Source organism: Streptomyces sp. NPDC088350 (genome assembly GCF_044753545.1).
In the GTDB taxonomy this organism is placed as follows: domain Bacteria; phylum Actinomycetota; class Actinomycetes; order Streptomycetales; family Streptomycetaceae; genus Streptomyces.
On record NZ_JBIVNL010000012.1, the window covers coordinates 319,718 to 332,347 of the forward strand.

Consider the following 12,630-nt stretch of genomic DNA (forward strand, 5'->3'; position numbering starts at 1 on the left):
GCACAGCCCGCGGTGTCGCCCCGGTCGGCGTGCCCCCTCGCGCGGCAGCACACCGGCACAAACCGCCCCAAGTGCGAGGGCCCGTAGGGAAACGCCGTGACCCTGCGCCGCACGCCCGGCGACAATGACCCGGTGCGGTACAGAATCCTGGGCAGCACCCGGGCGGAGGACTACCAGGGCACCGTCGTACCCCTCGGCGGTGCGCGGCTGCGCGCCCTGCTCGCGGCCCTGGCCCTGCACCCGGGCCGGGTCGTCCCCTTGGGCACCCTGATCGACGAGGTGTGGGCGGACGAACCTCCCCAGGACGCCCCGGCCGCCCTCCAGGCCCTCGTCGGCCGCCTCCGCCGCACCGTCGGCAAGGACGCGATCGCCTCCGACCCCGGCGGCTACCGCCTCGCGGCGACCCGGGACGACGTCGACCTGTTCGTCTTCGAACACCTCGTACGCCGGGGTACGGCCGCCCTGGGCCGGGGCGACGCGGCCCTCGCCGCCCGCGACCTCGACGAGGCGCTCGCCCTGTGGCGCGGCCCCGCCCTCGCCGACCTCCCCGACCGCTCCGCCGCCACCCGCCCGGACGCACTGCGCCAGGAGGCGACCCGCGCCCGCGTCGAGGCCGACCTGCTGCTCGGCCGCGCGGCCGACGCCGTACCGGAGTTGAAGGAGCTGACCTCCGCCCATCCCTACGACGAACCGCTGCACGCCCTCCTCATCCGCGCCCTGCGCGCCTCGGGCCGACAGGCCGACGCGCTGGCCGCGTACGAGACGGTCCGGCGCGCGCTCGCCGAGGGACTGGGCACCGACCCCGGACCGGAACTCCGAGCCCTGCACCGCGAGTTGCTCAGCCCGACGGCTCCGACGGCTCCGACGGCTCCGACGGCTCCGACGGCTCCGACAGCTCTGGTGGGCACGACGGGCACGGCGTCCCCAGCGAGCACGGCACCCCCCGTCCCGAACGGCAACCTGCGTCCGCGGCTTACCTCTTTCGTGGGCCGGGAACCCGAGATCGCCGCCATCCGTTCCGAAGTGCACAGGGCCCGCCTCGTCACCCTCACCGGACCGGGCGGCTCCGGAAAGACCCGTCTCGCCGAGGAGGCCGCCGCCGGGCTCCCGCAGGCGTGGCTGGTCGAGCTGGCCCGGCTCGACCGGCCGGAGGCGGTGCCGGGCGCGGTGGTCAGTGCCCTCGGTCTGCGCGAGACCGTGCTGATGACCACCGAGCTGGCGACCCCGCAGGACGACCCGGTCGCCCTGCTGGTGGAGCACTGCGCCGCGCGCGGCAGACTCCTGATCCTTGACAACTGCGAACATGTCATCGACGCGGTGGCCGACCTCGCCGAGACCCTCCTGACCCGTTGCCCGGGGCTCACGATCCTCGCCACCAGCCGTGAACCCCTGGGCGTCCCCGGCGAGTCGGTGCGCCCGGTCGAGCCCCTCGTCCCCGACCAGGCGCACCGCCTGTTCGCGGAGCGCGCCGCCGCCGTCCGCCCCGACGCGGGGACCGTGCTCCGGGACACGGACGCGGTGGCGGAGATCTGCCGCCGCCTCGACGGCCTGCCCCTCGCCATCGAACTGGCCGCCGCCCGGCTGCGGTTGCTCACCCCGCGCCAGATCGCCGACCGCCTCGACGACCGCTTCCGCCTCCTCACCTCCGGCAGCCGCACGGTCCTGCCCCGCCAGCAGACCCTGCGGGCCGTCGTCGACTGGTCCTGGGACCTGCTCGACGAGGACGAGCGCACACTGCTGCGCGAGATCTCCGTGTTCGCCGGCGGCTGGGACCTCGCGGCGGCGGAGACCGTGTGCACCGGCCCCGCGGCCCATCTCATCGGCGCCCTGGTCGACAAGTCCCTGATCGTGGCCACCCCGGGCGAGGCGCACGACGGCATGCGCTACCGCATGCTGGAGACCATCCACGAGTACGCCGTCGAGCGCGCCGCCGAGACCCCCGACCTGCGGACGGAGGCCGAGCGTCGGCACGGGGCCTGGGTGCGCGCCCTCGTCGAGAAGGCCGAGCCGCTGCTCCGCTCCGGCGGCCAACTCCCGTGGATCGCCCGCCTGGAGACCGAGCTGGACAACATCCGCGCGGCCCTGGACCGGACCGTCACCGCGGGCGAGGAGGACCGGGCGGGCGCGCTGGCCCTCGCCGTCGGCTGGTTCTGGTGGCTGCGCAACTACCGGCGCGAGGGCGTCGACTGGGTCGAGCGCATCCTCGCCCTGATCACGGCCGCGGGCGCGCCCGACCCGTTCGACGCCTATCTCGCCGACCCGGACGCCGAGACCGGCCATCCCCTGCACACCCAGCGGATGAACCTCCGGATGCTGCACCTCTTCCTCGGCTCCGAGGACGGCGCCCTGGACCACCTGCCGAACGGACTGCGGGACGAGCGGCTGCGCCGGTACGTCACGCTGGTGCAGCGCCACTTCGCCGAGGGCGGCCCCGACGCGGCCCGTATGCCGGGGCTCGCCTGGCCGTTCACCGCCTACTTCCTGCGCGCCACGATGGACATCCGGGACGTCATGGACGTGGCCGTCGCCAACGCCCGTGCGTACGGCGGCGACTGGGAGATCGCCGTCATCCTGATGTTCCGCACGCACATGGTCGTCGACTCCCCGGGCGGCATGGCGGGCGTCGACGACGACCTGGAGGAGCTGCGCGGGCTCTGCCGCCGCGTCGGCGACCGCTGGGTGCGGGCCCAGGTGTCCAGCGCGATCGGCGAGGCCGCCATGAGCCGGGGCCGCTTCGAGGAGGCGAAGGAGGCCTACGAGGAAGGGCTGGCGCTCGCCTACGAGGTCGGCGCGTACACCGAGACGCCGTTCCTCATCGCCCGGCTCGCCGAACTCGCCTTCCGCGCCGGTGACCGCGACAGCGCGCTCGCGGGCCTGGACGAGGCGACCGAGGCGACCGAGCGGCACGGGGTGCCGGACGCCCACGCGTTCATCCTGCTGCTCCGCGCGCACATCGCCCTGGAAGACGGGGAGCCGGCCCGCGCCCGCGCGTACTGCGACCAGGCCCGCGCGGAGAGCGGACGCGGTACTCCGCCGCCCCAGTTCCGGGCGGCACTGAGCGCGGTCGACGCCCTGATCACGGGCGCCGAGTCCGGCCCGGAGCGCGGCCTGGTGGCGATGACCGCGGCCCTGCGCCAGGCCGTGGACCTGCGCTGCGCCGAGGCGGTCACCGCGGCCCTCGTGGACCACACGGCGCTGCTCCTCGCCGAACTCGACGAACTACCGCGCGCGGTACGGCTGTTGGCGACCGCCGACCAATGGCGCGGCGACCATCCGCGCCCCATGCCGGAGCGCGAACGGACCGAGCGTGTCGAAGCCGCCGCCCGCACCGCACTGGGTCCCGAGCGCTACGCCGCCGAGCGCACCCGCGGCGCGACCCTCACCGCGGCCGACGTACTGGCCCAGCTGCCCGGCCGGCCGGAGCGCCCTACCGGCACGTGAACCGCGACTCCGCCCAGTCCGCCAGCGCCAGGTCGTCGAAGGAACTGTGCGGTTCGACCACCAGCCGCACGGTCTTCCGCCCGCTGATGTCCACATGGACGGGCACCGCCGGGTCCCCGCCCTCGATCTCCCCGGACCTCCACAGCCGGACCCCGTCGGCGTACACCGAGAAGGAGACCTTGCCGAGCCCGAGCATCATGTCGTCGACGCCGACCGTCGCGTCGTAGGAGACGCACTGGCGGTTGAGGTCGATCGTGACGGAGGACCGGCCGTGCACGGTCGCGCCGTGGGCGTACCGCGTGCCGCCGATCGAGACGCCGTAGCGCTGCCACACCCAACTGCTCTCGCCGAGCTGGATCTCCGGCGCGGTGCCGTCGCCGTTGACGTTGTACGAGAGTTCGCTGACCTGGAAGATCGTCGGCGCGGGTGGGGGCGTCGGGGTCGGGGTGGGAGTGGGCGTCGGCGTGGGTGTGGGGGTCGGCTTCGGGGCCGGGGTGACCGTGGGGGGCGGTGTCGGCTTCGCCCGGGGGGTGGGCGTCGGGGTCGGAGTAGGCGTGTGCCGGGGCTTCAACACGGCTGGTTCCGGGGCCGGTTGCTTCTTCGGGGGTGCCGGGGGCGTCGACTCGGGCCGGGCGACGGGGGAGGAGGAGGGCGCCGGTTTCGCCTCGGGCTTCTTCGCGGGGGTGTGGGTGCTGCCGGCCAGCGCGAGGGCGATCGCCGCCGCTGCCGCCGTGGCGACCACACCGGCCGCGATGCCCGCCTTCACGGGCGCGCCGAGCCCCTCGGAGGCCACCGCGCCACCGGCACCGGCCCCGCCGGACGAACTCCCGCCCGCCGCCGCCGCGGCGCCCGCGGCACCGGCCGCGCCCGCCCCGGCACCGCCCGCGATGAGCGCGACCGCCTTGGCGTACCCGGCGGCGCCGAACCAGCCGATGACCGCGACCGGGACGACCGCCGGGATACCGCTGGCGACCTCCTCGATCTGCAGCGCGGCCAGCCGGCACTTGGCGCACTCCTCCAGGTGCTTGCGCAGCCCGCGTTCGGCACGCGTGCGCAGCCGGCGGCGGGCGTAGGTGCCGAGCTGGTCGGCGTAGCGCGCGCACTCCTCGTCGTCGGTGAGGGTGGCGCTGACATGGGCCTGGAGGTAGGCCTGCTTGAGGCCCTCGCGGGCCCGACTGGCCAGCACGCGCGTGCCGTTGGCGTCGAGCCCGAAGAGCGTGGCGACCTCGCTCGGCGACTCGTCCTCGACCTCGGTGTGCCACAGCACGGCCTGCCACCGCTCGGGCAGCGACCGGAAGGCCCGCATCGCCATCGACTGCTCGGCCTCGTGCATGGCCCGTACGTCGGCGCCGAGGTCGAGCGTGTCGTCGTTCGACACTTCGGACACCCGCGCGGACTGCGCGGCGAACACCGCGAAGTCGTCGACGAGTTGCTCCCGCTTCGCCGACTTCGTCCAGTTGGCGGCGACCCGTCGCACAGAGGTCAGCAGATAGGCGCGTACGGCGTGCTCGGGCCCGGAGCCGCCGCGCACCGCCTGGAGCATGCGGGCGAAGACCTCGGCGGTGAGGTCGTCTGCGGTGTGCGCGTCCCGGCAGCAGGTGCGGGCGTAGCGGCGCACGGCGTCCGCGTGGCGCCGGTACAGCGCCTCGTACGCCGTGTCGTCACCGGCGCGCATCCGCTCGATCAGTGAGGCGTCGGCGGGCGGCAGCTCCAGCGGGGGCGGCAGCACGCTGCCCTCGCGTTGTGGCGGGACACTGCCCTCACCGGGATCGCCGCCCTGGGGGACACCACTCGGCCCACCCTGACTCGGTACCTGTGGTGCGGTCAGCCCACCGGCCTCCGGGTCACCGTCACCCAGTGACTCGTCCCGCCCGTCAACGCTCATCGCGGAAAGCCCCCGCCGCCTGCCCAGCCAGTCCCGAACACCGGGCCAGCGTGCCATATTGGCTTTTGTTCAGAACCCCGTCGGACGGACCTTCCACTCATCCGTGGGGACTTCCCGCAACGCAGTACTAGCGTTCACCCCTGCGGGGAAGGCTCAACTCTCGCCCCAGGATGGGGAGTTGTCGACGGTGACCGAAATGACCGGAACGCCCCCGGCTGCCACTCGGGACGCGGGCACCACGGCACCCCCGCCCCACAGTCACCTATTCGAGTCACCCGCGAACGGGCTACGGGCCGGCATTTTCAGAGCGTCCGGCACCTTTTCGGCGCAGGCAAGCGAATTCAGCCCTTCTGGCACCTTTTCGGCGCAGGCCGACGAATTGAGCCCGTCCGGCACCTTTTCGACACAGGCCCACAAAATCAGCCCGTCCGGCGTTTGAGGACGAGGCCCCTTCAGGGCCGAAGCGGGGGCCTGGGGGCGCAGCCCCCAGAAGCCGCCCACACCGACCCCGCCCCACTCTCACAACGGCCGCGACCGCAACCCCTCCAACAAAATATCCAGCAACCGCGCCGACGCCGCAGCCTGCTGCGCCGCATCCGGCAACGAGGGCGCCGCCGTAGCGATCACCAGCAGCACATCCGACACCGACACGTCCGCCCGCAACTGCCCCGCAGCCCGCGCCCGATCCACCAACTGCCCCACGACCTCCAGCAGCGCAGTCGCCCCGGCGTCGTAGTCCGCGGAACCCAAGGCCCCCGCCGACTCCTCGGGCACCAGCCGCAGTTCACCCGCACCCGGCTGCGTCCGCTGCTGCGGCACCCGCGCCTCGTCGAGGAGAGCAACACCCTCACCCTCATCGGCGACGCCAACCCGCAGCACCTGCGGCGGCAGCAGCCGCCCGGCGCCCGAGGCCACCGACGTCCGCAGGAAGCGCGACAGCGCCGACCACGGCTCGTCCTCCTGGCCGAGCGCCGAACGCGCCTGGTCGGTCAGCCGGGAGGTCTCCTCCTCGGCTATCCGGCGCACCAGGACGTCCTTGCTCGGGAAGCGCCGGTACACCGTGCCGACACCGACCCGCGCGCGCCGCGCCACGTCCTCCATCGGCGCGCCGTATCCCAGCTCGCCGAAGACCTCACGCGCCGCACGCAGTACGTGCTCCAGATTGCGCTGTGCGTCCACCCGCAACGGCGTCGTCCGCGAACTGTCCCCGCGTCCGTTCCCCGTCGCTCCGACCGCGCCGCCGGATGCGACGGCTGACGCGGATGTCCAATGAGAGTCCTGAATATGCATACACGTTCCCCCGGTTAATGACGTCTCCCCCCGGAGACTCCCCGCCATCGGCAGCCGGAGCATCGTGAGACAAGCCCGGTCCGCGAGCCCCGCTCTTCGCGGACTCGCTGAGCACATCCCCCTTCACCCCGTCGACACACGAACATAGTTGAGAGGGGGTCAATTCAGAAGGGGCAGGTTCCGCACGGAGCGCCCCCCGATCGGAGTACGGGTCACATACATCCCGATTGCGCCCCCCGACGCCACCCCAATCACCCCCACTGACCTGCGCACCTGCCCCACACTCCGGCAATTCCGGCGCCCGCGCGCGGCCTCCCCGGCCGGTCACACAATTTGTCGAGCCTGTGGACAAACTCCAGCGCCGGGTGCGTCATGGGATGGTGAAGGAACGCGCGCGCATTCTCGTTGTCGGTGGCGGCTACGTCGGGATGTACACAGCCCTCCGCCTTCAGAAGAAGTTGAAACGTGAAATCAAGCGCGGGCAGGTCGAGATCACGGTAGTCAGCCCCGACCCTTACATGACGTATCAGCCGTTTCTCCCCGAGGCCGCCGCCGGTTCGATCTCCCCCCGCCATGTCGTCGTCCCGCTGCGCCGCGTCCTCGACCAGTGCCGGATCGTCATCGGCGAGGCCACCGCCATCGACCACGGCAAGCGCACCGCCACCCTCAGCACCCTCGCCACCGAGGAGGAGGGCACCGGCACGGAAGAGCTGTCGTACGACGAACTCGTCCTGGCCCCCGGCTCGGTCTCGCGCACCCTCCCGATCCCCGGTCTCGCCGACCACGGCATCGGCTTCAAGACCGTCGAGGAGGCCATCGGCCTGCGCAACCACGTCATCGAGCAGATGGACATCGCCTCCTCCACCCGCGACCCCGCGATCCGCGACGCGGCCCTGACCTTCGTCTTCGTAGGAGGCGGTTACGCCGGCGTGGAGGCACTCGGCGAGCTGGAGGACATGGCCCGCTACGCCGTGCGCTATTACCACAACGTCGACGCCGACGACCTGAAGTGGATCCTCGTCGAGGCCTCGAACCGCATCCTCCCCGAGGTCGGCGAGGAGATGGGCACGTACACCGTCACCCAGCTGCGCCGCCGCAACATCCAGGTCCTCCTGGAGACCCGCCTCGACTCCTGCGCCGACCGCGTCGCCGTCCTCAGCGACGGCCAGCGCTTCCCGACCCGCACGCTCGTGTGGACGGCCGGCGTGAAACCCCACCCGGTCCTCGCCGCCACCGACCTCCCGCTCACCGCGCACGGCCGCCTCAGGTGCACCGCCGAGCTGACGATCGAGGGCGCCACGCACGCGTGGGCAGCGGGAGACGCGGCAGCCGTCCCCGACGTGACGGCCACCGAACCCGGCACGGAGACCGCCCCCAACGCCCAGCACGCCGTACGCCAGGCCAAGGTCCTCGGCGACAACATCGCGCACTCCCTGCGCGGCGAGCCCCTTCAGACGTACGCCCACAAGTACGTCGGCTCGGTCGCCTCCCTGGGACTGCACAAAGGCGTCGCGCAGGTCTACGGACGCAAGCTGAAGGGCTACCCTGCCTGGTTCATGCACCGCGTCTACCACCTCAGCAGGGTGCCCACCTTCAACCGGAAGGCCCGTGTGCTCGCCGAATGGACGCTGGCGGGGCTCTTCAAACGGGAGATCGTTTCCCTCGGTTCGCTCGAACATCCCCGAGCGGAGTTCGAACTCGCGGCCGGTGGAAAGCCTCCACAGGACCCGAAGGGGTCGAACTGACCGGACCGAGGAACTCCACCGACCGCCCCGGCGTCTGACGAATGTCGCCCCGGTTCGGTCACACTGCCAGACTGGTGCACGACTTCGGGCGGGCCCACGCCCGCCCTTCTCACCCAAGAGGCTTTCCCCACTGTGCTGCATTCCCCGGGGGCCAACCCCCGGACCCCCGGCAGGGTCCGGAGCGGGCCGACACCACCTACACGAGGCAAGGATTCGTGAACTTCACGCGCTGGAGCGCCCGGCTCCCCGGAACGCAGCGCCGCGCCGCAGCGCGGACCGACCACACGGTCACCCCGGACCGGCGGGGAGAAGGATCCGTGCCCGCGGCCCGCGCCGAGCAGCTCACCGACGAGCCGCCGCCCGCCCCCGCCGTCGACGACCTGCCCGTCCGCGAGGTCCTGGACCGCGTCCCGGCCCTCGTCGCCCTTGTGCACGGCCCCGACCAGCGCATCGCGTACGTGAACGACGCCTACGCGGCGGCCTTCGGCGACCGCCCCCTGGGCGCACCGGCCCGCGAGGCCCTCCCCGAGCTCGACGAACTCGGCCTGCTCCCGCTCCTCGACCAGGTCCTGCGCAGCGGCAAGCCCCGCACCCTGAAGTCCCGCAAGGGCCCCGACAGCCGCTCGTACACCTTCACCTGCACCCCGGTCGCCGAGAGCGCCGACGGCGGCGAGGGCGGCGTCCTGATCTTCGCCACCGACGTCACCGACCACGCCGAGGCCGCCGAACGCCTGCGCGCCAGCGAGCGCCGCCAGCGCGAAACAGCCGTAACGCTCCAGCGCTCTCTTCTGCCCCAGGAACTGGAAGAGCCCGACGACCTGCGTATCGCCGCCACCTACCAGCCCGGAGGCACCGAGGCGGCGGTCGGCGGCGACTGGTACGACGTGATCACCCTCGGCGGCGGACGGACCGCCCTGGTCATCGGCGACGTCATGGGCAGGGGCGTCCGCGCGGCGGCCGTCATGGGCCAACTCCGCACCGCCGTCCGGGCGTACGCCCGCCTCGACCTGCCCCCGCACGAGATCCTCCAGCTCCTGGACGGCCTCGCCACGGAGATCGACGCCAACCAGATCGCCACGTGCGTGTACGCCATCTTCGACCCGAACGAGGGCCGCCTGGTGTACGCCTCGGCTGGCCACCTCCCGATCCTCGTCCGCGACGAGACGGGAGCGGTCCAGCGCGCCGACGAACCCACCGGCCCCCCGCTCGGCACCGGCGGCTGGATCCACTCCTCGGGCTCGATCCCCCTCAGCCCCGGCTCCACGGCGGTCCTCTACACGGACGGCCTGGTGGAGCGCAGGGACGAGGACCTGGACGAGGGAATCGCCTCCCTGGAGCGCGCCCTGGCCGGCGCCACCGGCACCCCCCAGGTGGTCTGCGACCGCCTGGTCCGCTCCCTGGGCGTCACCGCGGACCACGACGACGACGTCGCCGTCCTGGTCATCCAGCACCCGGCCCGCTCCGGCCCGCACGGCGAGCTGTTCCGCAACGCGGCCCTGGAGCTGCTCGGCGGAGTCGAAGCGGCCCCACGCGCGCGTGCGTTCGCCTCCGGAGTCCTCACCAGCTGGCGCTTCCCCACCGAACTCCACGACCTCGGCGTCCTGGCCGCCAGCGAACTCGTCGCCAACAGCCTCCAGCACGGCACCCCGCCCATGCGCCTACGCCTCCGCCGCACCGACCGCCGCCTCATCGTCGAGGTGACGGACGGCGACGACCACCTCCCCCGGCGCCGCCGAGCGGAACCCGCGGACGAGTCGGGCCGAGGCATCGCGATTGTCGCCACGATCGCCTCGAACTGGGGCTCCCGCCGCACACCGGGCGGCGGCAAGGCGGTGTGGTGCGAGTTCGTACTCCCGAAGACGGCCCCGGTATGAGGCCCTACGCGTCCGCACCGACCGGCTCGACAGCCCCCCGAGCGACGACCCGACTCCCCTTCGCCCGCCACGGCTGATCCTGTACGGCGGTCAACTGCCGCCCCAGCCGCACGGCGAGCACGCTGATCCCCAGCGAGAACAGCAGGAACATCACGACATACGGCCCCGGCAGCGAGGCCCCGAGCGGCCCGCCCACCGCGGGCCCGACGGCCAGCGCGAGCTGCTTCACCAGGGCGAAGGCCGAGTTGTACTGCCCGGCCATCCCCTCCGGCGCCAGATCGGCGACCAGCGGGGCGACGGTCGGCGACAGCATCGCCTCACCGAGCCCGAACAGCGCGTACGTCGACACGAAGGCGGCCGTGGCCATCTCCTGGCTCCCGTGCCCGAGCCCCGCGTACCCGGCGGTGACCCAGGCAAGCGCCCAGATCAGCCCGACGGCCGCGATCACCCGGGACCGCCGGCGCCGCTCGACGAACTTCAGCACCGCGAACTGCGCGACCACGATCACCGCGGTGTTCGCGGCCAGCGCGGTCCCGAGCGCGGACGTCGATATACCGGCCGCCTCGACCCCGTACGCACTCAACCCCGACTCGAACTGCCCGTAACAGGCGAAGAACAGCACGAACCCGAGCACGCTCAGCTGCACCATGGCCCGGTTGCCGAGCAGCTGCTTCCAGGCACCCTTGGCGGACTGCGTCGGGGCGTCACCGATGCTCGGCGAGTGCGGCATCCGCACCGTCGCGACGACCCCGGCGAGCACCAGGAACATCGCGGACTCGATCCCGAAGAGCAGCGTGAACGACGACGCGCTGGTCGTGTCGACCAGATGACCGCCGATGAGACCACCGACACCGAGCCCGAGGTTCTGCAGAAAGAACTGCGTCGCGAAGGCACGCGAGCGCGTCTCGGCCGTGGAACAGTCCACGATCATCGTGGCGAGCGCCGGCTGCATCACGGCCTGCCCGGCCCCGAGCGCGGCGGCCGACAGCAACACAGCCGTCGCGTCGCCCGCCAGCCCCAGGCTCATCGAGCCTACGGCGGCCAGAACCAGGGCGACGATGAGAACCGGTCGGGGACCGCGCCGGACGATGGCCCGCCCGGCGAACGGCAGCACGATCAACGCGGCCACGGCGAAGACGGCGAGTACGAGACCCGCCGTCATGGCCCCAAGACCCCGCACCTGCGCCACATAGACGTACAGGTACGGGACCGTGAAGCCGAGCCCGAACGCGCTGAGTGCGTTTCCCACGTGGATCCGGCGCATCGCTGCGCCCATCGCCCTGGTCACGTTCACCTCAATCAACTAGTTAGATCTGAAGACTTAGAAGCTAAAGAGTACATACTCAAGGACTTCAAGGCAAAGGAAGCCCGTGCCATACTGCGCGCATGGCCGACACCAGCGGCGTCCCGGAGCCGACGCTCGACGAACAGATCGCCGCCTACCAGCGCGAGTTCCGGGACCTCGACCCCCAGGTCGAAAAGATCGTCTCGGCCCTGGGCCGGCTCAACCGTCGTATGAACGTCGCCTACGGCCGTCAGACCGCGAACCTCGGCATCAGCAGCGCCGACTGGGAGGTCCTCAAGGCCCTCGTCCTCTCCGGCGCCCCCTACCGGATGGGCCCGAGCGACCTGGCCAAGCGCCTCGGCCTCACGCCGGCCGCGATGACCCACCGGATCGACCGCATGGTCGCCGAGGGCCTGGTCACCAGGGAGCGGGACGAGTCCAACCGCGTCCGCGTGATCGTGGAGCTGACACCCGAGGGCCGCGGCAAGTGGCTGGAGGCGATGCGCATGGCGACGGTCTTCGAGGGCGAACTCCTCCAGGACCTGTCCCCGGAGGAGCGCACCGCCCTCGGCGAGGTCCTCACCCGCCTGCTGCGCAGGGTGGAGCACGCCCAGCCGGACGCCGGCGGCCGGCTCAGCGACCTCGACTGAGCTCGAATAAAAGATCTTGACAGGGGGCGCTTGACAGTCCCCTCTCCGATACGTAGTGTTCTCCGGGTTGCCACGGGGCCGTAACGGTTCTGCGACAGCACCTCCGCCGCATCAGCGGCACCCCAAACCATCAGCGCGATCTCCCAACGGGATTGATTTCGGCGTGCCCGAATTCAATTCGATTTGGGTACGACGGTTCGGTAGCCCGATTAGGAGCTGCCGGGTGGATCCGCTAAGGTTTGAAACGTCGGAACGGCCCAAGGGCCGGGAAGACAGCCCACTCTGACTGGGAGTCAGGCCCGAAAGGATCTGATAGAGTCGGAACCGCCGGAAAGGGAAACGCGGAAGCGGAAACCTGGAAAGCGCCGAGGAAATCGGAACCGGAAACGGTCTGATAGAGTCGGAAACGCAAGACCGAAGGGAAAAGCCCGGAGGAAAGCCCGAGAGGGTGAGTACAAAG

7 protein-coding genes are annotated in these 12,630 nt (G+C 72.0%); 4 read left to right on the forward strand and 3 right to left on the reverse strand.

Going from position 1 to position 12,630, the window contains the following annotated elements; all coding sequences use genetic code 11:
• Positions 1-132 precede the first annotated feature (132 nt).
• Positions 133-3,441: a BTAD domain-containing putative transcriptional regulator gene (locus tag ACIQBL_RS37460; protein WP_401950361.1), complete on the forward strand. Its 3,309-nt coding sequence runs from the start codon at positions 133-135 to the stop codon at positions 3,439-3,441.
• On the opposite strand, the gene ACIQBL_RS37465 is transcribed toward ACIQBL_RS37460, so the two are convergent.
• Positions 3,428-5,326 carry a sigma-70 family RNA polymerase sigma factor gene (locus ACIQBL_RS37465; protein ID WP_401950364.1) on the reverse strand — a complete coding sequence of 633 codons (1,899 nt, stop codon included), beginning with the start codon at positions 5,324-5,326 and terminating at the stop codon, positions 3,428-3,430. The two genes, ACIQBL_RS37460 and ACIQBL_RS37465, sit on opposite strands and share 14 nt — an antisense overlap.
• A gap of 519 nt (positions 5,327-5,845) precedes the next feature.
• Positions 5,846-6,616, reverse strand: coding sequence for a TetR/AcrR family transcriptional regulator (locus ACIQBL_RS37470; RefSeq protein WP_401950367.1), 771 nt, complete (start codon positions 6,614-6,616; stop codon positions 5,846-5,848).
• Between the two features lie 377 nt (positions 6,617-6,993).
• On the opposite strand from ACIQBL_RS37470, the gene ACIQBL_RS37475 reads away from it, so the two are divergent.
• Together ACIQBL_RS37475 and ACIQBL_RS37480 are read left to right on the forward strand one after the other, a co-directional pair.
• Positions 6,994-8,361, forward strand: a complete 1,368-nt coding sequence (locus ACIQBL_RS37475; RefSeq protein ID WP_401950369.1) for an NAD(P)/FAD-dependent oxidoreductase — start codon at positions 6,994-6,996, stop codon at positions 8,359-8,361.
• Between the two features lie 215 nt (positions 8,362-8,576).
• Positions 8,577-10,235: a SpoIIE family protein phosphatase gene (locus ACIQBL_RS37480; RefSeq protein ID WP_401950372.1), complete on the forward strand. Its 1,659-nt coding sequence runs from the start codon at positions 8,577-8,579 to the stop codon at positions 10,233-10,235.
• Between the two features lie 4 nt (positions 10,236-10,239).
• Here ACIQBL_RS37480 and ACIQBL_RS37485 read toward each other — a convergent pair whose 3' ends face one another.
• Entirely contained in the window at positions 10,240-11,523 is a 1,284-nt protein-coding gene (locus ACIQBL_RS37485; protein ID WP_401950374.1) for an MFS transporter, read from the reverse strand.
• Between the two features lie 98 nt (positions 11,524-11,621).
• Here ACIQBL_RS37485 and ACIQBL_RS37490 point away from each other — a divergent pair, with 98 nt between their 5' ends.
• On the forward strand, positions 11,622-12,170 hold the full coding sequence (locus tag ACIQBL_RS37490) for a MarR family winged helix-turn-helix transcriptional regulator (RefSeq protein ID WP_043684080.1): 549 nt from the start codon (positions 11,622-11,624) through the stop codon (positions 12,168-12,170).
• The last annotated feature ends 460 nt before the right edge of the window (positions 12,171-12,630 follow it).